The sequence below is a fragment of the Dactylosporangium thailandense genome, from assembly GCF_059739745.1.
On record NZ_AP029195.1, the window covers coordinates 11,755,950 to 11,779,129 of the forward strand.

The 23,180-nt window shown below is 72.4% G+C and carries 21 protein-coding genes and 1 pseudogene; all 22 read left to right on the forward strand.

All coding sequences use genetic code 11. The features are described 5' to 3' along the window. The first annotated feature begins 159 nt into the window (after window positions 1–159). The 22 genes and pseudogenes from mraZ to AC6JBM_RS53015 all read left to right on the forward strand — a co-directional run bounded on the left by mraZ (window position 160) and on the right by AC6JBM_RS53015 (window position 23,169). Window positions 160–591, forward strand: coding sequence for a division/cell wall cluster transcriptional repressor MraZ (gene mraZ, locus AC6JBM_RS52910; protein WP_350615145.1), 432 nt, complete (start codon window positions 160–162; stop codon window positions 589–591). A gap of 205 nt (window positions 592–796) precedes the next feature. Beyond that, window positions 797–1,726, forward strand: a pseudogene (gene rsmH, locus AC6JBM_RS52915) (16S rRNA (cytosine(1402)-N(4))-methyltransferase RsmH); the annotation flags it as partial. A gap of 293 nt (window positions 1,727–2,019) precedes the next feature. Then, window positions 2,020–2,340: a cell division protein FtsL gene (gene ftsL / locus AC6JBM_RS52920; protein WP_497981051.1), complete on the forward strand. Its 321-nt coding sequence runs from the start codon at window positions 2,020–2,022 to the stop codon at window positions 2,338–2,340. A 261-nt stretch (window positions 2,341–2,601) separates the two neighbouring features. Further along, complete coding sequence (locus AC6JBM_RS52925) at window positions 2,602–4,758, forward strand: peptidoglycan D,D-transpeptidase FtsI family protein (RefSeq protein ID WP_497981052.1); 2,157 nt, start codon at window positions 2,602–2,604, stop codon at window positions 4,756–4,758. Window positions 4,759–4,803: 45 nt separating this feature from the next. Continuing rightward, entirely contained in the window at window positions 4,804–6,276 is a 1,473-nt protein-coding gene (locus AC6JBM_RS52930; RefSeq protein WP_497981053.1) for a UDP-N-acetylmuramoyl-L-alanyl-D-glutamate--2,6-diaminopimelate ligase, read from the forward strand. Next, on the forward strand, window positions 6,273–7,673 hold the full coding sequence (locus AC6JBM_RS52935; RefSeq protein ID WP_497981054.1) for a UDP-N-acetylmuramoyl-tripeptide--D-alanyl-D-alanine ligase: 1,401 nt from the start codon (window positions 6,273–6,275) through the stop codon (window positions 7,671–7,673). The genes AC6JBM_RS52930 and AC6JBM_RS52935 overlap by 4 nt, the downstream gene beginning before the upstream one ends. After that, window positions 7,670–8,791: a phospho-N-acetylmuramoyl-pentapeptide-transferase gene (gene mraY, locus AC6JBM_RS52940; protein ID WP_497981055.1), complete on the forward strand. Its 1,122-nt coding sequence runs from the start codon at window positions 7,670–7,672 to the stop codon at window positions 8,789–8,791. The genes AC6JBM_RS52935 and mraY overlap by 4 nt, the downstream gene beginning before the upstream one ends. Before the next feature lie 61 nt (window positions 8,792–8,852). Then, on the forward strand, window positions 8,853–10,250 hold the full coding sequence (locus AC6JBM_RS52945) for an FtsW/RodA/SpoVE family cell cycle protein (RefSeq protein WP_497981056.1): 1,398 nt from the start codon (window positions 8,853–8,855) through the stop codon (window positions 10,248–10,250). After that, the gene (gene murG / locus AC6JBM_RS52950) at window positions 10,250–11,356 is read left to right on the forward strand and encodes an undecaprenyldiphospho-muramoylpentapeptide beta-N-acetylglucosaminyltransferase (protein WP_497981057.1); all 1,107 of its coding nucleotides are present in this window, start codon (window positions 10,250–10,252) and stop codon (window positions 11,354–11,356) included. Before AC6JBM_RS52945 ends, murG begins: the two co-directional genes overlap by 1 nt. Further along, window positions 11,353–12,795, forward strand: coding sequence for a UDP-N-acetylmuramate--L-alanine ligase (gene murC / locus AC6JBM_RS52955; RefSeq protein ID WP_497981058.1), 1,443 nt, complete (start codon window positions 11,353–11,355; stop codon window positions 12,793–12,795). Before murG ends, murC begins: the two co-directional genes overlap by 4 nt. Window position 12,796: 1 nt before the next feature. Next, the gene (locus AC6JBM_RS52960; protein WP_497981059.1) at window positions 12,797–13,558 is read left to right on the forward strand and encodes a cell division protein FtsQ/DivIB; all 762 of its coding nucleotides are present in this window, start codon (window positions 12,797–12,799) and stop codon (window positions 13,556–13,558) included. A gap of 365 nt (window positions 13,559–13,923) precedes the next feature. Then, the gene (ftsZ, locus tag AC6JBM_RS52965; RefSeq protein ID WP_350614811.1) at window positions 13,924–15,036 is read left to right on the forward strand and encodes a cell division protein FtsZ; all 1,113 of its coding nucleotides are present in this window, start codon (window positions 13,924–13,926) and stop codon (window positions 15,034–15,036) included. A gap of 80 nt (window positions 15,037–15,116) precedes the next feature. Further along, window positions 15,117–15,824 (forward strand): YggS family pyridoxal phosphate-dependent enzyme, encoded by a 708-nt coding sequence (locus tag AC6JBM_RS52970; RefSeq protein WP_497981060.1) that lies wholly within the window; start codon window positions 15,117–15,119, stop codon window positions 15,822–15,824. Window positions 15,825–15,950: 126 nt separating this feature from the next. Further along, the gene (locus tag AC6JBM_RS52975; protein WP_497981061.1) at window positions 15,951–16,634 is read left to right on the forward strand and encodes a cell division protein SepF; all 684 of its coding nucleotides are present in this window, start codon (window positions 15,951–15,953) and stop codon (window positions 16,632–16,634) included. Window positions 16,635–16,651: 17 nt separating this feature from the next. Continuing rightward, window positions 16,652–16,957: a YggT family protein gene (locus AC6JBM_RS52980; RefSeq protein WP_344612605.1), complete on the forward strand. Its 306-nt coding sequence runs from the start codon at window positions 16,652–16,654 to the stop codon at window positions 16,955–16,957. 49 nt (window positions 16,958–17,006) lie between these two features. Beyond that, window positions 17,007–17,804 (forward strand): DivIVA domain-containing protein, encoded by a 798-nt coding sequence (locus AC6JBM_RS52985; protein ID WP_497981062.1) that lies wholly within the window; start codon window positions 17,007–17,009, stop codon window positions 17,802–17,804. A gap of 261 nt (window positions 17,805–18,065) precedes the next feature. Continuing rightward, window positions 18,066–18,863 carry a hypothetical protein gene (locus AC6JBM_RS52990; RefSeq protein WP_497981063.1) on the forward strand — a complete coding sequence of 266 codons (798 nt, stop codon included), beginning with the start codon at window positions 18,066–18,068 and terminating at the stop codon, window positions 18,861–18,863. A gap of 112 nt (window positions 18,864–18,975) precedes the next feature. Further along, a complete protein-coding gene (locus tag AC6JBM_RS52995; protein WP_497981064.1) occupies window positions 18,976–19,275 on the forward strand; it encodes a DUF167 domain-containing protein in 300 nt (99 codons plus the stop codon). Beyond that, window positions 19,272–20,789, forward strand: coding sequence for a potassium/proton antiporter (locus AC6JBM_RS53000; protein WP_497981065.1), 1,518 nt, complete (start codon window positions 19,272–19,274; stop codon window positions 20,787–20,789). The genes AC6JBM_RS52995 and AC6JBM_RS53000 overlap by 4 nt, the downstream gene beginning before the upstream one ends. A 442-nt stretch (window positions 20,790–21,231) precedes the next feature. Further along, window positions 21,232–21,663 carry a TraR/DksA family transcriptional regulator gene (locus AC6JBM_RS53005; RefSeq protein ID WP_433079024.1) on the forward strand — a complete coding sequence of 144 codons (432 nt, stop codon included), beginning with the start codon at window positions 21,232–21,234 and terminating at the stop codon, window positions 21,661–21,663. 95 nt (window positions 21,664–21,758) lie between these two features. After that, window positions 21,759–22,247, forward strand: a complete 489-nt coding sequence (gene lspA / locus AC6JBM_RS53010; protein ID WP_350614800.1) for a signal peptidase II — start codon at window positions 21,759–21,761, stop codon at window positions 22,245–22,247. Further along, window positions 22,240–23,169 (forward strand): RluA family pseudouridine synthase, encoded by a 930-nt coding sequence (locus AC6JBM_RS53015; protein ID WP_497981066.1) that lies wholly within the window; start codon window positions 22,240–22,242, stop codon window positions 23,167–23,169. The genes lspA and AC6JBM_RS53015 overlap by 8 nt, the downstream gene beginning before the upstream one ends. The last annotated feature ends 11 nt before the right edge of the window (window positions 23,170–23,180 follow it).

Genomic DNA, 23,180 nt, shown 5'->3' on the forward strand with positions numbered 1-23,180 from the left:
CCCCGTTTGACGTGGGATTTCTTCACACGACGCGGGCCCGGATCGGGCGGTTTTCCGTTGACGGTGGAGGGAAGTGGAGTACAGTGGAGCGCGATGGCGGAGCCGGGGGGCTCGGCCGGCCCCGGGGGGACCGTTCGCGGTGGGAAGGGGTGGTTGTCCGTGTTTCTGGGCACCCACACTCCTCGCCTGGACGAAAAGGGCCGGTTGATCCTGCCGGCCAAGTTTCGGGACGAGCTGGCGGGAGGTGTCGTGATCACCAAGGGACAGGAGCGCTGCCTCTACGTGTTCCCCGGCGCCGAATTCGCCCGGATCGCCGAACAGCTTCGCGCCACACCGATGACGAACAAGGCGGCCCGCGCCTACGGCCGGGTGTTCTTCGCCAGCGCGCACGACGAGGTTCCCGACCGCCAGGGCCGGGTCACCATCCCGCAGCATCTGCGCGAGTATGCCGGGCTGGACCGCGACCTCGTGGTGATCGGGGCGAGCACCAGGGTGGAGATCTGGGACCGCCAGGCGTGGGACACCTACCTCGCCGAGAGCGAAGAGGACTTCGCGGGCATCGAGGAGGGGGTGCTGCCGGGAGGGCTGTGAGATCCCTGCAGCAACCGACTTTGAGGCCGCCGTACCGGCAGCTCTCCAGCCGCTCAGAGTTTCTCGAAGTCCTGACGCCACTTCCCCGGCGCCAGGGCGGAGGGGCGGATGGGGAGCTGGCGGTACGGCGCTCGCGCACGTGAGCACTTTTTTTGGGGAGCAGCACGGCGGGACCGCGATTTCCGCCGCTGGCAGGGGGTCGACGATGGGGGAGCGGGACGTTCACGTGCCCGTGCTGCTCGAGCGCTGCCTCGAGCTGCTCGCCCCCGCGCTGGCCCGGCCGGGAGCGTTGTACCTCGACGCCACCCTCGGCCTCGGCGGCCACGCCGAGGCCGTCCTCCGCGCGCACCCGCAGGCCCGGCTGCTGGGCCTGGACCGCGACCCGCAGGCCCTCGGCCTCGCGGCGAAGCGGCTGGCGCCGTTCGCCGACCGGATCCGCCTCGTGCACGCCGTCTACGACGAGCTGCCCGAGGTCCTCGGCGGCGAGCGGATCGACGCCGGACTGTTCGACCTGGGCGTGTCGTCGATGCAGCTCGACGACGCCGGGCGGGGGTTCGCCTACGCCCAGGACGCACCGCTGGACATGCGCATGGACCAGACGCGCGGCACGACCGCGGCCGAGGTGCTCAACACCTACAGCCACGGCGAGCTGGCCCGGGTCCTGCGCGTCTACGGGGAGGAGAAGTTCGCCTCCCGCATCGCCGCGTCCATCGTCCGGGAGCGTGAGAAGACGCCGCTGACGAGCTCGGCCCGCCTTGCCGAGCTCGTCCGTGACGCCATCCCCGCGCCCGCCCGGCGCACCGGCGGTCACCCGGCCAAACGCACCTTCCAGGCGCTGCGCATCGAGGTCAACCGCGAGCTCGCGGTCCTCGAGTCGGCGATCCCCGCAGCGCTCGACGCGCTGCGGCCCGGGGGGCGGCTGGTCGTGCTGTCGTACCACTCACTCGAGGACCGCCTGGTCAAACAGGCGATCACGGAACGGACCCGCTCGACCGTCCCGGTCGAGCTGCCGTTCGAGCCGCCCGGCAGCGAACCGGAGCTGCGGGCGCTCACCCGGGGGGCCGAGCTCCCCGGCGCGGCCGAAACAGCGGCCAACCCGCGCGCGGCGTCGGTTCGGCTCCGCGCGGTGGAACGCAAGCCAGGCCCGAATCCGTCTGGAGTTCGGGCAGACACACTGGGGGAGGTGTGATGAACGTGACGACACTGCCGGCTGACCGGCAGGGAAGGAGTCAGCGGAGTGCACCGCGGTCGGGGGGCCGGACCACGGGGCGCGGCGCTGAGCAGTTCGAGGCGCGACGGGACCCACAGATCGACGGTGCGACGGCACTGCAGCCGCAGTACGAGCCGGAGCCCGAGACCGAGCACGCAACCAGGTCCGCCCAGCCGTCGACCCAGCCCGCCCGACCGGGGCGGGAGGGCCGTCTGCGGGTGGCACCACCGGCACCGGTCAGTGCGCCGCGGGCGCCCTTCGTGGTGCTGGTGCTGGTGCTGGTGCTCTCGGGCGTCGTGGGCATCCTGGTGCTCAACACCCGGATCGCCGAGAACGCGTTCAAGCTCGACGCGCTGAAGACCAAGCAGGCGGGCCTCGACCGCGACGAGGAGCGGCTGCGCAGCGATCTGGCCAACAAGGAGTCGCCGGTGACGCTCGCGTCGCGGGCGAAGCAGCTGGGGCTCGTGCCCTCGCGCACGCCGGCGTTCCTGGTGCTGCCCGACGGCACCAAGCTGGAGATGCCCGGTCCGAGCAAGTAACCAAGCGATTCCACCAAGTCCAGAGCGGGATCCACTGTGGGTCCACTGTGGACGCGAACGGAAGTCAGGACCATGGCTGGCGACACTCCTGATCGGCGGGGCGGCGAGCGGCGCGGGAGCGCCGGGCGCCGGGAGACCACCGAGCGCGGGAGCGCCGCCGGCCGGCAGCGAACGGGCGGTCGCGCCGGTGCGGGGGGTACCGGTGCCTCCGCCCGTTCCCGTTCGGGCGGGGCGGCCGACGAGCCGCCGCTGCGCGGGACGATGTCCGAGGCGAAGCGGTACACGCCGCGCGGGCGCTCCGTGCGCGACGCCTCGGTCGACGCGGGCGGGCGCGGGGACCCGTTCCGCCCCGCCCTGGAGGTGATCCAGGGCGGGCGCAGCGAGCAGCCGCGGCGCGCGAGCCGCCGCCCCGCGGCGCCCGAACCCGAGCCCGACCCGATCGACCTGGACCCGGAGGAGCCGGCGCCGCGGCAGCGGCGCACCCCGGCCGTCCGCAAGTCCGCGAACCCTGCCGTCCGCAAGGCCGCGAACCCGGCCGGCCGTAAGGCCGCGGGCTCGCCGCTGCGCAAGGCGCCGAACCCGCGCAAGGCCCCCGCCAAGCGTGCCCCGGTGCGCAAGAAGCAGAGCCGGGTGAGCGTGCCCCGGCTCAAGCGCCGCCCCGGCCTGCCCAAGCTCGCCGAGCCGCGCCGCCGCCTGCGCCTGGCCACCGTCCTCGCGCTGGTGCTGTTCGCCGCGATCGGCGTGCGCCTGGTGCAGCTGCAGCTGACGGACGCGAGCGCCTACGCCGCCGAGGGGCTCAAGGACCGCCTCGTGCGCGCCGTGCTGCCCGCCTCGCGCGGCGCCATCCTGGACCGCAACGGCAAGATCCTGGTGCACTCGGTCGAGACCCGCTACGTCGCCGTCGACCCGATGGCGGTGAAGGACCCCGAGGCGCTGGCCGACAAGCTCTTCACGATCCTGGACAAGTACGGCGTGCCGCGCTCCGACCTCGTGCGCAAGATGACCCCGCACAAGGCCGCCGACGGCCGGACCAACGTGCGCTTCGAATACCTCGTGCACCAGATCGAGCCGGCCGACGGCGACCGCATCGAGGCGCTGCACGTCGGCGCGCTCAAGGTCGACCGCGACGAGCGCCGCGAGATCCCCGGCTACGACCTGGCCTCGAACATCATCGGCTTCACGTCCAAGCCTGACCTGAACGGGCAGATGGGCATCGAGAAGCAGTACGACTCGGTGCTGCGCGGCGTCGACGGGCTGCACGTGTACGAGCACGGCGAGGGCGACCTCGACAAGCCGCTGCCCTACGGCTACGAGGAGCTCAAGCCGGCCCGCCCGGGCAGCAACGTGGAGCTCACCATCGACCAGGACCTGCAGTTCTCGGTGCAGAGCGCCCTCGCCGAGCGGATGGAGCCGCTGAAGGCCGACTTCGCCACGGCCGTCGTGCTCGACGCGCACACGTCGGAGGTGATGGCGATGGCCAGCTACCCGTCCTTCGCCGCCGCCGACCCGGGGCGCACCGACCCGAGCCTGCTCAAGGACCAGTGCACCGCGACGGTCTTCGACCCCGGCTCGATCCACAAGGCGATCGTCATGGGCGCCGCGCTCCAGGAGGGGATCATCACCCCGGGCACGGCGGTCACGGTAAACTCGAAGGTGAAGAAGGGCGACACCACCTACACCGACCACCCGCCGCAGCGCGACGGTACGCAGATGACCATCCCGGGCATCCTGGCGCTGTCGTCCAACGTCGGCACCATCGCGGTCGCGGACCGGCTGGGCAAGGACAAGCTGTACGAGTACCAGCAGAAGTTCGGCCTCGGCCAGCGCACCGGCGTCGGGCTGCCCAACGAGTCGCCCGGCCAGCTCCTGCCGCCGAACCAGTGGACCGGCTCCAGCCCGGGCTCGATCCCGATCGGCAACGGCGTGGCCACGACGGCCCTGCAGATGGCGGCGGTGTACGCCACGATCGCCAACGACGGCCTCTACGTCCAGCCGACCCTGGTGAAGAAGATCATCGCGCCCGACGGCACCGTGACGAAGCCGCCGGCCCAGCAGACCCGCCGGGTGCTCGACCCCAAGGTCGCGCAGGAGCTGCGGGTGATGCTCGAGGGCGTGACCACGCTCGACGACGCCACCGGCAAGCAGGCGGCGATCCCGGGGTACCGCATCGCCGGCAAGACCGGCACCTCGAAGCTGCCGCAGAACGGCGGCTACGCCCCCGGCGACGTCGTGTCGTTCATCGGCATGGCCCCGGCCGAGGCGCCCCGCTACGTGATCGCGGTGAACGCCCACGTGCCCGGCGGCGCGGGCGGCTCGGTGGCCGCCCCGGCGTTCAAGGAGATGATGGCGCTCACCCTGTCCACGTTCGGGGTCACCCCGACCGGCACCGAGCCGCCGAAGCTGACGATCTACCCGTGACACCGGCTCCGGGGCCGCGCGGACGGGCGGGTAGGGTCTGACCCCGTGCCCGGCTATCCCCGTCCGCGGAATGTCCGCCCCACGCTCATCGGTGAGCTGGGCGGCGGCTCGGAAGACGTCTCGGTCACGGGGGTGACACACAGTAGCTCGGCGGTGCTGCCGGGTGATCTTTACGCGGCATTGCCGGGAGCCAGGGTGCACGGGGCCCAGTTCATCCCCGAGGCGCTCGAGCGCGGCGCGGTCGCGGTGCTCACCGACCCCGCCGGGGTGCGCCCCGGCGCCGGGGTCCCGTTCATCGTCGTGGACAGGCCCCGGGACGTGCTCGGCGGCGTCGCCTCCAAGGTGTACGGCGAGCCGACCCGCCGACTGACCACCATCGGCGTCACCGGCACCGCCGGCAAGACCTCGACCACCTACCTCATCGAGGCCGGGCTGCGCGCCGCCGGCCAGGTCACGGGCCTCATCGGCACCGTCGAGACCCGGCTGGGCGACCTGACCGTCAAGAGCATCCGGACCACCCCCGAGGCGACCGACCTGCACGCCCTCTTCGCCGCGGCGCTCGAGCGCGGCGTGCAGTCGGTGGCCATGGAGGTCTCCAGCCACGCCCTCGAGGTCGGCCGGGTCGGCGGGGTCCGCTTCGCCGCCGCCGGCTTCACCAACTTCGGCATGGACCACCTCGACTTCCACCCGTCGGTGGAGGCCTACTTCGCGGCCAAGGCGCGCCTGTTCGACGGCCGCGCCGCCGTGGAGATCCTCAACTTCGACGATGTGTCGGTAATGCGACTGCGCAAGCCCGGGTCGTGGACCTACTCCATTGCTGGTGACGAAGCCGACTTCAGTGTCTCCGGCGTGACCACCGCCGGCTACGGCCAGGCGTTCGACGTGCATTGGCGCGGACGGACGGCGCGCTCGGGCGTGCAGCTGCCCGGGCGGCACAACGTGGCCAACGCGCTGCTCGCCGTCGCCTCCCTCGTCGCCGTCGGCGTCGACCTCGACGTCGCGGCCCGGGCCGTGGCCGAGGCGCCGGGCTCGCCGGGGCGCATGGAGCGCGTCGAGGCCCCCGGCGAGGTCGTCGGCGTCGTGGACTACGCGCACAAGCCCGACGCCATGGTCGAGGTCCTCAAGGCCCTGCGCACCCTCGCGGCCTCGCGGGGCGGCCGGGTGCTCTGTGTCGTCGGGGCCGGCGGCGACCGGGACCGCGGCAAGCGCCCGCTCATGGGCCGGGCCGCCGCCGACGGGGCCGACCTCGTGATCGTCACCGACGACAACCCGCGCACCGAGGACCCGGCCGCGATCCGCGCCGAGGTGCTCGCCGGGGCCGCGGGCGGCCCGGCCGAGGTGGTGGAGATCGGCGGGCGGCGCGACGCCATCGCCCACGCGGTCGCGCAGGCCAAGCCCGGCGACGTGGTCGCGCTGCTGGGCAAGGGGCACGAGACGGGCCAGGAGGTGGGCGGCGAGGTGCTCCCGTTCGACGACCGGGTGGAGCTGGCCGCCGCGCTGGCGGAGGCGGCCTCATGATCGCGCTGACGCTGGCCGAGATCGCGGCGATCGTCGGTGGCGAGCTGCACGGCGGCGGCGGGGACGCGGTGGTCGACGGCAGCGTGGAGTACGACTCCCGCAAGATCGGTCCCGGGAGCCTCTTCGTGGCCTTCGCGGGCGCGAAGGTCGACGCCCACGAGTTCGCCGGCAAGGCGATGGCCGACGGCGCCGCCGGAGTCCTCGGCAGCCGGCCCGTGCCCGGGGTGCCCGTCGTCGTCGTGGACGACCCCCGCCACGCGCTCGGGCTGCTGGCCCGCGCGGTGCTCGACCGGCTGCACGCCGAGGCGGGCATCACCGTCGTCGCGCTCACCGGCTCCTCGGGCAAGACCAGCACCAAGGACCTCGTCGCCCGGCTGCTCGCCGCGCAGGGCCCGACCGTGGCCACCGCCGGCTCGGAGAACAACGAGCTCGGCACGCCGTACACGGTGCTGAAGGCCGACGAGCACACCCGCTTCCTCGTGCTCGAGATGGGCGCGCGGGGGATCGGGCACCTCAAGTACCTCTGCGAGATCGCCCCGCCGGACGTCGCCGTCGAGCTCAACGTGGGCGTCGCGCACATCGCCGAGTTCGGCTCGGTCGACGGCATCGCGCAGGCCAAGGGCGAGCTGGTCGAGGCGCTCGGCCCCGGCGGCGTCGCGGTGCTCAACGCCGACGACGAGCGGGTCCGGGCCATGGCCGGGCGCACCACGGGCCGCGTCGTGCTGGCCGGCGAGGCCGCCGACGCGCAGGTGCGCGCGACCGACGTCGTGGCCCTGGACCGCGGCCGGTTCGGCTTCACCCTCACCGTCCCCGGCGCGGCGCCCGTCCCGGTCCGCCTCGGTGTCGCGGGGCGCCACAGCGTCGGCAACGCGTTACTCGCCGCGGCCGTCGCGACGCTGGCGGGCCTCGAGCCAGCCGCGATCGCGGCGGGACTCGGCGATCTCGAGGGTTTGTCGACCCGAAGGATGGATGTCTTCGACCGTGCCGACGATGTCACGGTCATCGACGACTCGTTCAACGCCAACCCGGCGTCCATGGCGGCCGCGCTGCGCGCGCTCGTCGCGGTGGCCGGCGGGCGGCGCAAGATCGCCGTGCTCGGCTTCATGGCGGAGCTCGGCGGGTACGAGCGAGCCGGACACGAGGAGGTCGGTCGTCTCGCCGCGGAGCTCGGCGTCGACCGTCTCGTGGCCGTCAGCGAGCAGGCCGCGCCGATCCTGACCGGGGCGGCCGCCGTGGCGAGTTGGGGAGGAGACTCGGTGCTCGTGACCGATCAGGAGGCCGCCGTGGCGCTGCTGCGCGCCGAGCTGCTTCCACGCGACGTGGTCCTGGTCAAGGGATCGCGCTACCGGACCTGGGACGTCGCCGACGCCCTGCGCACGGAAGATTTCCGCAAGTGAGGGCCGTCTTCGTCGCGGCCTTCGTCGCGTTTCTCATCTCGCTGTTCGGCACGCCGATCGCGATCAAGTACTTCACCCGCCTGAAGGCCGACCAGCCCATCCGCACCGAGGGCCCGCAGACCCACCTCGGCAAGAAGGGCACGCCGACCATGGGCGGCGTGGTGTTCATCTTCGCCACGCTGGTCGCCTACACCGGCGGGCACATCGCGCTCACCACGCTGCCCGACGCCCAGCTGCGCCCGGCCGGCCCGACGGCCACCGCGGTCGTGCTGCTGGGCCTGTTCGTCTTCACCGGCCTGCTGGGCTTCCTCGACGACTACCTCAAGGTCGCCAAGCGCAACAGCGACGGCCTGAACAAGCGGGGCAAGCTCATCGGCCAGGCGCTCATCGGCGCCATCTTCGGCGCGATCGCGCTCTACGTCTCCGCCGACAAGACCGGCCGCCAGGACGTCACCACCGTGGCCAGCCCGAAGCTGTCGTGGGTGCACGACATCGACTGGCTGAACATCGGCAAGATCGCCGCGGTGATCTTCTTCGTGTTCGTGGTCATGTCGATGTCCAACGCGGTCAACCTGACCGACGGCCTCGACGGCCTCGCGACCGGCACGTCGATCCTGGTGCTGATCAGCTACATGGCGATCGCCTTCTGGCAGTACCGGCACTGGTGCGCCGACCCGTCGTACCAGGCCCCCTACTGCTACGACGTGCGCGACCCGCTGGAGATGGCCCTGATCGCCGGGGCCGCCGTCGGCGCGCTCGTCGGCTTCCTGTGGTGGAACACGTCCCCGGCCCGCATCTTCATGGGCGACACCGGCTCCATGGCGCTCGGCTCGCTCATCGCCGGGCTCGCGGTGGCCACGAAGACCATCCTGCTGCTGCCGCTGCTGGGCCTGCTCTTCGTGATCATCGTGGTGACCTGGGTCATGCAGATCGGCTCGTACCGCACCACCGGCAAACGCATCTTCCGGATGGTCCCGCTCCAGCACCACTTCGAGCTGGCCGGATGGAGCGAGGTCAACATCGTGGTCCGGTTCTGGATCATCTCCGGCCTCGGCGTCGCGGCGGCCCTCGGGCTCTTCGCCGCCGACTTCCTGCGTGTGATGAGCGGCGCCTCCTAAGGCACATCCCGACGGCGCGTCGCGGCCGCCCGGCCGCGGCGCAGCCGGAATGATGGGCGGCATGAGGAGCGACGGGGAGGAAGTTCCGAACGAGGGCGGCTGGCTCGCCAACCTGGTCGGGTCGCTGCGGGGTCTGCTGGACCGTCCGCTCGCCTCCTACTACCTGCTGCTGTCCAGCGTCGGCCTGCTCGTGTTCATCGGCCTGGTCATGGTGTTCTCGGTGACCAGCGTCAACAGCTACGCGACCACGGGCAGCCCGTTCACCTCGATCGCCAAGCAGGCGCTCTCGGCCGTGGTCGGCCTGCTGGCGTTCTGGGTGTGCCAGCGGCTGCCGGTGCGCACGTTCCGTGCCGTGGCCATCCCGATGCTGATCGCCTCGATCGTGCTCATGTGCTTCGTGGACCTGATGGGCTGGCTGTCGGGCCGCCGCGCCCCCGACGGGCAGAGCGCGTCGGCGATCCATCTCGGGCCGATCTGGGTCGAGGACCTGTGGCTGCACATCGGCGGTTTCCAGATCCAGCCGGCCGAGCTGGCCAAGATCGCGCTCGTGGTCTGGGGCGCCGACCTGCTCGTGCGCAAGGGCCGCACCATCATGACCTGGCGCGAGCTGGCCATGCCGCTGTTCCCGGTGACCATCCTGCTGCTGATCCTCGTGGGCTACAACGACCTCGGCTCGATGATCTGCATGGTGGTGCTCTTCACCGGGCTGCTGTGGGCGGCCGGCGCCCGGCTGCCGGTCTTCGGCTGGCTCGGCGGGTTCTTCCTCGCGGGCGTGGTCGCGCTCATCCTGCTGCCGGCCAAGAAGGACTACCGGCTGGACCGGCTCAAGGTCTTCTTCGACCCGAGCATCGACCCGGACGCGAAGGCGGGGCGGTACCAGTACCTGCGCGGCCTGTGGGCGGTCTCCGACGGCGGCTGGTTCGGCGTCGGCCTCGGCCAGGGCCAGCTCAAGTGGGGCCGGCTGCCCAACGCGCACAACGACTTCATCTTCGCCATCGTCGCCGAGGAGCTCGGCGTGGTCGGCTGCATGGTCGTGCTGCTGCTGTTCGGCATGCTCACCTACACCGGCCTGCGCATCGCCCGCCGCGTCGAGGACCCCTTCCGCCGCCTGGTCGCCGCGGCGATCACGATCTGGTTCGTCGGCCAGGCGATCATCAACATCGGCGGCGTCGTCGGCCTGATGCCGATCACCGGCCTGCCGCTGCCGTTCATCTCCGACGGCGGCAGCGCCCTGGTCGTCGCGCTCGGCGCGGCCGGCATCCTCACGTCGGCGGCCCGCGCCGAGCCGGACTGCGCGCGAGCCATGCACGCCCGTCCGCCGCGGAAATGGGTGCGACTACTCTGGGCGCCGTTGCCGCCGCTTCCGCGCGCTCGCGAGGACGACGACGGCACGGACCCTTCGACACGCACGACGGGCCGGCCCACCTTCGCGGGGTCGCCCCGCGGAAGGAGCACCTGATGGCAGCGCTGCGCTCGGTGGTGCTGGCCGGCGGAGGCACCGGCGGGCACATCTACCCGCTGCTGGCCTTCGCCGACTGCCTGCGCAGGCACGACCCCGACGTCCGCATCACGTGTCTGGGCTCGGCGAGCGGCATGGAGAACGACCTCATCCCGCGCGCCGGCTACGACCTGCGGCACGTCCCGGCCTACCAACTGCCGCGCTCGGTGAACATGAACCTGGTGCGCACCCCGGACCGGATGTGGCGGGCGGCGAAGGCGGCCCGCGCGATCCTGGACGAGGTCAACGCGGACGCCGTGGTCGGCTTCGGGGGGTACGTGTCCGTCCCGGCCTACCTGGCCGCCTGGCGGCGCAAGACGCCCAGCGTGATCCACGAGGTCAACGTCCCGATGGGCGTGGCCAACAAGATGGCCATGCGGTTCACCAAGAACGTCGTCCTCGGCTTCCCCCACCAGGCCCGGCAGATGCCGGCCGTGGCGGACGCGCCGGTGGTCGGGGTGCCGCTGCGGCAGAGCATCACCACCCTGGACCGGGCCGCCCGCCGCGCCGAGGCCCGCCGCTACTTCGGCCTCGACCCCGATCTTCCGACGCTGTTCGTCTTCGGCGCGTCCTCGGGCGCCCGCTCGATCAACAACGCGGTGGCCGGCGCGGCCAAGGCGATCACCTCGGCCGGCGTGCAGGTGCTGCACATCGTCGGGGCCCGCAACGAGGACTTCGACATCCCGGCCGGCCTGCCCGCGCCGTACGTGCGGATCAAGTTCCTCTCCGAGATGGAGCTCGGCTACGCCGCCGGTGACCTGGCGATCTGCCGCGGCGGCGCGATCACCTGCGCCGAGACCGCGGCGATCGGCATCCCGGCGGTCTACGTGCCGCTGCCCTGGGGCAACGGCGAGCAGCGGCGCAACGCCCTGCCGGTGGTCGAGGCCGGCGGCGGGCTGATCGTCGAGGACGGCGACCTGTCGCCCGAATACGTGGCCCAGCAGATCGTCCCGCTGGTGCGCGACGGCGCCCGGCTCGCGGCGATGAGCCGCGCGGCCGCCGGATACGGGCGCCGCGACGGCGACGAGGCCCTTCGTCGATACCTCCTGAAGGTGGTCGGAGCATGAGCACGGGGATCACGGCGGAAGAGCTGGGCAAGGTCCATCTCGTCGGGGTCGGCGGGGTCGGCATGAGCGGGCTCGCCCGCCTGCTGCTCACCCGCGGCATCCCGACCTCGGGCAGCGAGCTCAAGGAGTGGCCCCACCTGGCCGCCCTCAAGGCCCTCGGCGGCACGATCTACCGCACCCACGAGCCGTCCAACCTCGACGGCGTGGACACGGTCGTCTACTCCACCGCCATCCCCAAGGACCACATCGAGCTCGTCACCGCCCGCGAGCGGGGCCTGCGCCTGCTGCACCGCTCCGAGGCCCTGGCCGCGACCATGAACGGCCGGCGCGCCGTGGCCGTGGCCGGCACGCACGGCAAGACGACCACCACCTCGATGATCACGCTGATCCTCCAGCACGCCGGGCTCGACCCGTCGTTCGTGATCGGCGGGGAGATCTCCGCGATCGGCTCCAGCGCCCACCACGGCAGCGGCGAGCTGTTCGTGGCCGAGGCCGACGAGAGCGACCGCTCGTTCCTGCTCTACTCCCCGCACGTCGCGCTCGTCACCAACATCGACGCCGATCACCTCAACACCTACGGCGACCTGCAGGGCCTCGAGGACGCGTTCGTCGAGTTCTGCGGCCGGGTCGAGCCGGGCGGGTTCGTGGTCACGTGCGCCGACGACCCCGGCGCGATGCGGATGGCGGTGCGGGCCCGGGCGGCCGGCGCCGACGTCGTCACCTACGGCACCGCACCCGACGCCGACCTGCGCATCAGCGAGGTCCGCTCGTCCGTGCACGGGGTGCGCTACATGGCCCACCACGACGGGGTGCCGCTGGGCGAGGTGTTCCTGCCGGTGCCGGGCGCGCACCTGGGCCTCAACTCGGCCGGGGCGATCCTCACCGCGCTGCGGCTGGGCGTGCCGGCCGAGACGGCGATCGAGAGCCTGGCGACGTTCCCGGGCGTGCGCCGCCGCTTCGAGTTCAAGGGCACCGAGGGCGGGGTGCGGGTCTACGACGAGTACGCGTACCACCCGGTGCCGATCGCCGCGGCCCTGCGCACGCTGCGCGAGGTGGCCGGCGACGGGCGGCTCGTGGTGGTGTTCCAGCCGTACCGGGTGTACCGCACCCGCGACTTCCAGGCCGAGATCGCGGAGGGCCTCTCGCTCGCCGACGAGGCCGTGATCATGGAGGTCTTCGGCCCCGGCGAGGTGCGCGAGCCCGGCGAGGGCGGCGTCGCGCTGACCGCGGCGGTGAACCTGCCCGACGCGCAGAAGGTGTTCGTGCCGTCCTGGGAGGACGTGCCCGGCGAGGTGGTGGCCCGCGTCCGCGAGGGCGACGTGGTCGTCACCATGGGCGCTCCGCCGATCTCGCTCATGGGCGACGAGCTGCTCGCCGCGCTCAAGGGCGGGGACGAGCCGGACGAGTACGTGGGCCGGCATTCCCGCAGCGACGACTGACATGAGTGGCACGCGCGGGTGGCGGCTCGTCCTGGCTCCCCGGGACGCGCCGCAGTCCGTGCGCCGTTTCGCCCGCCGGGCCCGGCAGCACCGCATCCGCGCGGCGCTGCCCTGGCTGGTGGTGCTCGGCGTCGTCGCGCTGCTCGGCGGGGCGGCGGCGGTGGTGTACCTCACCCCGGCCCTCGGCGTCGAGCGCATCGAGGTCGCCGGCGCCGGCGTGCTCGACCCGGCGTCGGTGCGCGCGGCCGCCGCCGTGCGCGACGGCACCCCGATGCCGCGGGTGGACGTGCGCGCGGTCGAGCGCCGCGTGCGCGAGGCGCTCAAGCCGGTGCGCACCGTGCAGGTCCAGACGCACTACCCGCACACCCTCGCGATCGCGGTGACCGAGCGCACCGCGGTCGCGGCCGTGCCCAAGGTCGGCGGCTTCACGCTGCTCGACGCCGAGGGGGTGGCGTTCCTGCCGGTCGACGCCGCGCCGCCGGGCCTGCCGATGGTCCGTGTCGCCCAGCCCGAGCCCGGCGACGCCACCACCGAGAGCGCCCTGACCGTGCTGGCCGCGCTCTCCCCGCCGGTGCTCGCGCAGATGACGGCGCTGGTCGCCGAGTCGCCGACCCGGATCAAGCTGGAGCTGACCGGCGATCGGGTCGTGTTGTGGGGCGACGCCACCCAGAACGCGGCCAAGGTCCGGGTCCTGGAGCGCACGACGATCGAGCCGGGGCGCACCCTCGACGTGAGCGCGCCCGGCGTCGTACTGGAGAAGTGAGCCCGGAGAAGTGAGCCGGGGCATGTGTGAGCCCGGACAAGTGGGCACCTGCCCGTCACACCGGGCTCGCCGCGGCCGTTAGGAATTCGACGGCGTCGCAGGCGAATCGCCCGACACGCCGGGGCACGGTCCTTGGATCACGACAGTCGGGCCCTTACCTTGCGATAAGGCATTAGTTGACATAACTATAAGCCTCTAGTAAAGGGTGAGGGTTTGCGGGACCCCCATCCGCTGCGTTCGCATTGGCGGACGCCGCCCGTCACGGGGTCGGGCTCGGGACAGGTCCCTCAGGGATCGGACCGGGATTCATCGCTCGGCACCGGACAGGATCGGCGCTCGCCAACCTCGAAAGGAAAGGTGGTCCGATGACACATCCGCACAACTATCTCGCGGTCATCAAGGTCGTCGGCATCGGCGGCGGCGGGGTCAATGCCGTCAATCGCATGATCGAGGTTGGCCTGAAGGGCGTCGAGTTCATCGCGATCAACACCGACGCCCAGGCCCTGCTGATGAGCGACGCCGACGTCAAACTCGACGTCGGCCGGGAACTGACCCGCGGGCTGGGTGCGGGCGCCAATCCCGATGTCGGCAAGAATGCGGCCGAGGACCACCGCGACGAGATCGAAGAGGTGCTCAAGGGCGCCGACATGGTCTTCGTCACCTGTGGCGAGGGCGGCGGGACGGGCACCGGCGGCGCGCCCGTCGTGGCCAACATCGCGCGGAAGCTCGGCGCGCTGACCATCGGCGTGGTCACCAGGCCGTTCTCGTTCGAGGGCAAGCGCCGGCAGGTGCAGGCCGAGGCGGGCATCGAGGAGCTGCGCAACCAGTGCGACACGCTCATCGTGATCCCCAACGACCGGCTCCTGGCGCTCGGTGACCGCGGCATCAGCATGATGGACGCGTTCCGCCAGGCGGACCAGGTGCTGCTCTCCGGTGTCCAGGGCATCACCGATCTGATCACCACGCCCGGCCTCATCAACCTCGACTTCGCCGACGTCAAGAGCGTCATGAGCGGAGCCGGGAGCGCGCTCATGGGCATCGGCAGCGCCCGCGGCGACAACCGCGCGGTCGAGGCCGCCGAGTCGGCCATCTCCAGCCCGCTGCTGGAGCAGAGCATGGACGGCGCGCGCGGCGTGCTGCTGTCCATCGCCGGCGGTTCCGACCTGGGCCTGTTCGAGATCAACGACGCGGCGCAGCTGGTCACCGACGCCGCCCACCCGGACGCGAACATCATCTTCGGCGCGGTCATCGACGACGCGCTCGGCGACGAGGTGCGCGTCACGGTCATCGCGGCCGGCTTCGACGGGGGCGCCCCGGCGTACCGCCCGATCGAGGCGCGGGCCCCGCGCACGCCGCACGGCCCGCAGCACAGCCAGCCCAAGGAGCCGGCCCCGCAGGAGCGCCAGGCCCCGCCGCCGCCCCGGCGGGTCCTGTTCGACGACGTCGACGTGCCCGACTTCCTCAAGAACGGTGCGTAATTGATCACGGCGTAAGCTCTGCTTGAATTGGGTAGGCCGCAAGAGCGGCCTACCCAATCGCCGTTTTTCAGGGGGTTTTCGTGGACGTGCGGACCGAGCAGATCGCGGCCAATCTCGCCTCGGTGCGGGAGCGGATCGCCGCGGCCTGCCACGCCGCCGGACGCGAGCCGGAGTCGGTCACCCTGGTGGCCGTCACGAAGACCTACCCGGCGCAGGACGTGGCCCGGCTGGCCGAGCTGGGCGTGCGCGACGTCGGCGAGAATCGGGACCAGGAGGCGGCGCCCAAGGCCGCCGCCGTGCCCGGCCTGCGCTGGCACTTCGTCGGGCAGCTGCAACGCAACAAGGCGCGCTCGGTGGCCGGCTATGCCGATGTCGTGCACTCCGTGGACAGCCTGCGCCTGGTGGACGCCCTGGCCGACGCCGTGCTCAAGGCCGGGCGGGACACCCCGCTGGGGGCGCTGGTGCAGGTCAGCCTGGACGACGACGAGCACCGCGGCGGTGCGCTCACGGGACAGGTCGAGAAGGTCGCCGAGGCGATCGCGGCCAGCCCCGGCCTCGCCCTGCGCGGGGTCATGGCGGTCGCGCCGCTGGGCTGGGAGCCGGACGAGGCATTCGCCCGGCTCGAGGCGATCGCGGCGCGCATTCGTCAGCGTTTTTCCGGTCCGGACGGTGCGGCGGACTGGATTTCGGCGGGTATGAGCGACGATCTCGAATCCGCGATTCTGCACGGCTCGACACACGTTCGTGTCGGCAGCGCATTGCTCGGAAAACGCACCCCGCTGGGGTAGCCTGGCCCGCGGGAACGGAAAACTACACGGGTGTGGTTCTGCGCCGGCGGGGCGGTGTCGCACAACGTGATCGGTGGCACCGACAACGGGGGGAAGTGCCGCATGGCGGTGGACGGAGGAGCGCGGATGGGTGCTCTGCGCAGGGCGGGCGTCTGGCTCGGTCTCGTCGAGGACGAGGACGATCGTGGGTACGACGATCGTCATTACCGGTACGGCGACGACCTTCTCGACGACGAGGACGACGTCGACGAGGTCCCGGCGCCGCGTTCCCGCACGACTTCGGAGCGCCTGTCGGCCTCGGAGCGCATCTCGGCCTCCGACCGGCTCTCGTCGTCCGAGCGGCTGTCCGCCTCGGAGCGCCTGTCGGCCGCCGAGCGCCTGGAGACCGGCTCCGCGAGCCGGGCCAGCACCGTGCGCTCGATCACGCGCCCGAACACGTCGGTCAGCTACCCGACGCGCGACAATCTCGCACTCGCCCCGACCAGCTCCGTCCGTGAGCGCGCCCAGGTGGACGAGGACAGCGACGACCGCCGTTACGCGATCACCACGCTGCACCCGACCACCTACAACGAGGCCCGCACGATCGGTGAGCACTTCCGCGACGGCGTGCCGGTGATCATGAACCTCACCGAAATGGACGAGGCGGACGCCAAACGTTTGGTCGACTTCGCGGCCGGACTCGTATTCGGCCTGCGTGGTAACTTCGAGCGGGTGACCAACCGAGTCTTCCTGCTCTCACCGGCAAATGTCCAGGTCACCGCGGAGGACAAAGCTAAGATCGCCGAGGGCGGGTTCTTCAACCAGAGCTGAGCGAGGACTCAACGACCGTGGTGTCCATCACCTTGCAGATCGTGCATCTGCTGCTCTACCTCTTCCTGGTGGCGCTCCTCGCACGCTTCGTGATGGGCTACGTCATGCAGTTCGGACGCCGCTGGCAACCCGGCCGGGGCGCGGCGGCGGCGCTGGAAGTGGTGTGGAGCGTCACCGATCCGCCGCTCAAAGCGTTGAGGCGGGTGATTCGTCCGCTGCGTATTGGTACCGTGGCCGTGGACCTGTCTTCGCTTGTGCTGCTGGTTATCCTGTTCGTGCTGATGTACGTCGTGTTAGGGCGGCTGATCGCGGCGTTCTCGTGACACGCACCGCTCGGCGGCCACGCGGCCGCAACTGACCCGAGGAGTTTCGATGCCGCTGACCCCGGCCGACGTTCACAACGTCGCCTTCAAGAAGCCCCCAATCGGCAAGCGGGGCTACGACGAGGAGGAGGTCGACGCCTTCCTCGACGAGGTCGAGCGTGAGCTCGCCCGGTTGATCGAAGAGAACAACGAGCTGCGCGCGCAGCTCGAGCGCGGCGGTGGCCCCGCCCGCGTGGCGCCCGGCGCCGGCGGCGACCCCCGCCTGGCCGCGGAGCTCGCCGACCTCAAGACGCAGTTCGAGCGCGTCCAGCGCGAGAAGTCCTCCGCGGAGCAGGCCGCCCGCGGGATGCAGCAGGAGCTCGACCAGATCCGGGCCCAGGGCGGTCCGGGCGGCGCCGGTGGCACCGGCGACGGCGAGCAGCAGGCGCTGCGCGTGCTCATGATGGCCCAGCGCACCGCGGACGACCACGTGTCCGACGCGCGCCGCGAGGCCGACAAGCTTCTGTCCGAGGCCCGCACCAAGGCCGAGGAGGTCACCCGCGACGCGCGCGCGAAGGCCGACGCGCTCGAGCGTGACGCCCGCCAGCGCCACCAGGAGGCCATGGGCGGCCTGGACGCCAAGCGCACCGCGCTGCAGAAGCACATCGAGGAGCTCAAGCAGTTCGAGCGCGAGTACCGCACCCGCCTCAAGGCCTACCTGGAGAGCCAGCTGCGCGACCTCACCGGTCGTGAGCAGAGCCTCGAGGCCGAGATGGCGCAGCGCGGCGAGGGCGCGGCGCGCCCGGCGGTCGGCGGCGGCCTGGCCACGGCCGGCCTCGCGGGCGGCTACGAGGGTGCGGGTCGCTGACCCGCTGGTCCCCCCAGCGTGGCCAAGCACGACCCAGCACGACACCCACACGAGTGAAGTGACGGCACAGAGCGGCTGACCGGCAGCGGCCGACACGCGGCCGGTCAATGCGACACGCGGCGCCCCAGTCGAAATTCGGCTGGGGCGCCGGTCATTCTGGGAGACTTCCGACAGGCTCGTTCGTTGTACCGGCTGAGAGACACTCGCCCGGAGAGGCCTTCGGTACTCGCCCCGGGATTCGCTGTGCGGAGGGACAGGGCCGTGATCGTCGGAAGCCTGCTGCTGATCGTGGTGGCCGTCGGCCTGCTCGTGCTGGGCCTGCTGCAGGGCTCGGACGCCCTGCTGGTGGCGTCCATCGGGGCAAGCCTGCTGGCCGCGGTAGCGCTGATCGTGGGCGGTCGCCAGGCCGCGGCGGCGCGCTCGGCCCGCACCACCCGCACCGGGCGCCAGGTGCCCTCGGAGCGCTACGACCCGTTCGCCTCCCACCTCGGCTCGGACGAGCTCGGCGGCGAGGACGAGGAGCACGCGGGGGAGTACGGCCGGCGCGTCGAGCGCCAGGCGGTCGGGGCCGGGGCGCGCGCCGGCACCACCTACGGAAGCTCCACGGGCGGGCGGCCCGCGGTCCCGGACGAGACGGCGATGATGGCTCCGCTCCGGGACGAGCCCGAGTCCGCCATCCCGCAGCAGGGCGACAGCGGCGGCCGCTACGACGAGTACCCGCCGCAGTACGACCAGCACCCGCCGGCCGGCGCCTACGAGAACGCCTACCAGGAGCCCGCCGCGGCCGAGGACGATGACGACGATGACGACTACGACGACGAGGACCCGGCGGACGAGCCCGCGATCGAGCTCTCCACGGCGGCCGACCTCGCCCGCGTCGCCGCGCTGCACGACGACGTGCTCGTCATCGACGGCCGCCCCCGCTACCACGTGCCGAGCTGCCCGCACCTGCTGGGCCGCGAGCACGAGCCGCTGCCGGCCCACGAGGCGGTCGAGCTCGGGTTCACCCCGTGCGCGATGTGCGCGCCGAACGATGTGCTGCTCGCCGCCCGGCGGTAGGACGACGTTCGGCAGGCCGTGACGCTCCTGCCGTCACGGCCTTCTGCTTGCGGTCTTCGATACCGCCCGGCCGGAGGATCGACCTCGATCGGGTGAACCTTCACAATGAGGCATGCCCACCATCGCGATCCGCGTCCGCCCCGGTGCCTCACGCACCGCGGTCGGCGGCAGCCACCCCGGGCCGTTCGGTCCCGCCGTGGTCGTCGCGGTGCACGCCCGCCCCGTCGACGGACAGGCGACCGAGGCCGCGCTGAAGGCCCTCGCCGCCGCGATCGGGGTGCGCCCGTCCGCCCTGCGCCTCAAGGCCGGGGCGGCGAGCCGGGACAAGCTCGTCGAGCTCGCCGATCCGTCCACCGTGTCATCCGCGGAGCTTGCCGACCGGGTCGCCGGCCTGCTGGCGGGCCGCCGTTGAGTCACGAGCTCAACGTCGCGCTCCTCGTCGGCGCGGCGGTCCTGCTGGTGTGTGTGGGAGCGGTCCGCCTCTCGGTGCGCCTCGGCCTGCCCAGCCTCCTGGTCTACCTGCTGCTCGGCGTCGCGATCGGCGAGGCCGGTTTCGGCATCCAGTTCGCCAACGCCGAGCTGACCCGCACGCTGGGCATCTGCGCGCTGGTGGTGATCATCGCCGAGGGCGGCCTCACCGCGCGCTGGTCGCATCTGCGCCCGGTGCTCGGCCCGGCCGTGGTGCTCTCGACCGTCGGGGTCGTGGTCAGCGTCGCCGTCGTCGGGGCGGTCGTGCACTTCGCGCTGGGGGTCGGGTGGCAGCAGGCGCTGCTGTACGGCGCCGTGCTCTCCAGCACCGACGCCGCCGCCGTCTTCTCCACGCTGCGCCGGGTCCCGGTCCGGCCGCGCCTCGCCGCGCTGCTGGAGGCGGAGTCGGGCATCAACGACGCCCCCGTGGTCATCCTCGTCGTGCTGCTCTCGGCGCCCCTCGGCAGCCAGGAGCCCTGGTACCAGCAGCTGGCCCTCGTCGCCTACGAGCTCGTCGCCGGCGGCGCGATCGGCCTGCTGGTCGGGTTCGGCGGCGCCTGGGCGCTGCGCCGGGCCGCGCTGCCCTCGGCGGGCCTCTACCCGCTCGCCGCGATCGGCCTGACCGTGCTCGCCTACGCGGCCGGCTCCGTCGCGCACGCCTCCGGCTTCCTGGCCGTCTACGTCACCGGCGTCGTGCTCGGCAACGCCCGCCTGCCGCACCGGCGCGCCATGCTCGGCTTCGCCGACGGCCTGGCCTGGCTCGCCCAGATCGGCCTGTTCGTGCTGCTGGGCCTGCTCGCCTCGCCGAGCCAGCTGGGCGGCGCCGTGGTCACCGCGCTGGTCGTCGGCCTGGTCCTGGTGCTGCTCGCCCGCCCGCTGTCGGTGCTGGTCAGCAGCGCCCCGTTCCTGCTCACCCGCGCCGGTCCGGGCTGGCGCGACCAGGCGTTCCTGTCCTGGGCCGGGCTGCGGGGGGCGGTGCCGGTCGTGCTCGCGACGATCCCGCTCTCGGCCGGGCTGCCCGGCGCGCAGGACCTGTTCAACGTCGTCTTCGTGCTCGTCGTGATCTACACGGCGGCCCAGGGCGTCACGCTGCCCCCGGTGGCGCGCCGCCTCGGCGTCACCGCGCCCGCCGAGCCCACCGACCTGCAGGTCGAGGCGGCGCCGCTGGAGCGGATGCGGGCGGATCTGTTGCAGGTCGAGGTGCCGGACGGCTCGAAGCTCAACGGCGTGCACGTGGACGAGTTACGATTGCCTCTCGGCGCGGTCGTGACGCTGGTGTTGCGCGACGGCGGTGCGTTCGTGCCGGCGCCGGAGACCCGTCTGAAGACCCGCGACAGCCTCCTGATCGTCACCACCGAGCAGGTGCGCGACGCTGCGGAGCAACGGCTGCGGGCCGTGAGCAGGCGCGGAAGACTGGCTCGCTGGTTTGCCGAACATGGCGATGATCGGCGCCAATAACTGATCAAATTGGTCCGAATACGTGTGGCGTGTTTGTCGGACGCGTGCACATTCCGTATTCTTGCCAGCCACTGGAGTGCGCGACCGCGCGTCGCGCGCCCATTTTGCATCTGGGGGAGCCATGGCCGAGCGGGCTGATGCCGTGCCGACGAGGCGGTCAGCGAGCGGTGCCGGGCGGGGCAATGCCGCCGATGTGACGGGAGGTACCACTGTGACAAGAGCACAGCAAGCCACCTCTCGGCAAGCCGGGACGCCGTCCCGGGCGACGAAAGCGGCCGCCACCCCGGTGAAGAAGGCCGCCCCCGCCGCCACGGCGAGCAAGGCCGTGCCGGCCGAACGGGCCTCGGCCCGCAGGTCGGTGACGGCAGGATCCGCCCGCACCACCAGCACGACGACAGCGCCGACCACGTCAACCGCCGCCCGTGCGGCCGAGGGAGCCACCATGGCCAAGACCGCAGAACCGAAGACCACCGCGGCCAAGACCGCTGGGGCGAAGCCCGCCCGTGGCACGCGCACGGCAGCCGAGACGGAGAAGATCCGCGTGGCGCTGATCGAGCGCCGCGACGAGCTCAAGGCCGAGCACGACCAGACGCTCCTGGAGATCCACGAGCTGCAGCAGCACCGCCTGACCGACTCCGCGGGCGACGACCAGGCCGACACCGGCACGAAGACGGGCGAGCGCGAGCAGGAGATCACCATCGCCAACAACCTGGCCGACCGCATCCTGCAGGTCGAGCGGGCGCTGGAGCGGCTCGACGAGGGCGGCTACGGCTGGTGTGAGAAGTGCGGCAACCCCATCCCCGTGGAGCGCCTGGCCGCGTTCCCGTCCGCTACGCTCTGCGTCACCTGCAAGCAGTTGGAGGAGCGGCGCTGACCACTCAGGAGCCCACCCAGGACCGGGCCGAGCCGGCCCCGGACGCAGCGACCCCCGAGGCCGCGCCGTCCGGGTCACGGACTCGGGCCTGGTCCGTGTTCGGCCTGGTCGCGGTGGCGATCATCGCGATCGACCTGGCCGTGAAGCAGTGGACGACCTCGACCATCGCCCACGGCGAGCCGCTGAAGCTGTTCGGCGGCCTGATCTACGTGATCTACACCCGCAACAGCGGGGCCGCGTTCAGCATGCTGCAAGAGCACACGTGGATCTTCCCGATCATCGCGCTCGGCGTCGTGTGCTGGCTGTTCTGGATGATCAAGGGCACGGTCTCGACCGCCTGGGCGATCGCGCTCGGGCTGGTGCTGGGCGGCGCCGCGGGCAACCTCGGCGACCGGCTCTTCCGGGCGCCGGGGCCGTTCCGCGGGCACGTGGTCGACATGTTCAGCTTCCTGGACGACCACGCCGGGCACTTCCCGGTGTTCAACATCGCCGACTCGGCGCTGACCGTCGGCGTGGCCCTGGCGATCCTGCTGGAGTTCATGGGGCGGCGGCGGGACGGCACCCGGGCCAAGAAAGATGCGTGAGGTCCGCTCGCTGCCGGTGCCCGACGGCCTCGACGGCACCCGCCTCGACCAGGCGCTCACCCGGCTCTTCGGGTTCAGCCGCACCGCGGCCGCGGACCTGGTCGAGGCCGGGGACGTCTCGGTCGACGGCGAGGTGCGGGCCAAGGCCGACAAGGTCCGCGCCGGCGCCTGGCTCGAGGTGACGCTGCCGGCGCCGGCCGGGGCGGTCGCGGTCGAGGCGGTCCCCGTCGACGGGCTCGGCATCGTCTACAGCGACGACGACATCGTCGTGGTCGACAAGCCGGTCGGCGTGGCCGCGCACCCGAGCCCGGGCTGGACCGGCCCGACGGTGATCGGCGGCCTGGCGGCGATGGGCCAGACGGTCGCCACCAGCGGCGCGGCCGAGCGTCAGGGCGTGGTGCACCGGCTGGACGTGGGCACCACCGGGCTCATGGTCGTGGCGAAGAGCGAGCCGGCGTACAGCGCCCTGAAGCGCGCCTTCAAGGCCCGCGAGGTCGAGAAGCGCTACCACGCCGTGGTGCAGGGCCACCCGGACCCGCTGCGCGGCACGATCGACGCGCCCATCGACCGGCATCCGAGCCACGACTACAAGTTCGCGGTGGTCTCCGGCGGCCGGCCGAGCGTCACGCACTACGACACGATCGAGGCGTTCCCGGCCGCGAGCCTGCTCGACGTGAAGCTGGAGACCGGGCGCACGCACCAGATCCGGGTGCACTTCTCGGCGCTGCGGCACCCGTGCGTGGGGGACCTGACCTACGGCGCCGACCCGACCCTGGCCGCCCGGCTCGGGCTGTCGCGGCAGTGGCTGCACGCCCGCGAGCTCGGGTTCATCCATCCGCGCGACGGCGAATACGTCTCGTTCGTCAGCGAGTACCCGGCCGACCTGGCGGCGGCGCTCGAGGTGCTGAGCGCCGCCGCGTAACGCCTCAGGCC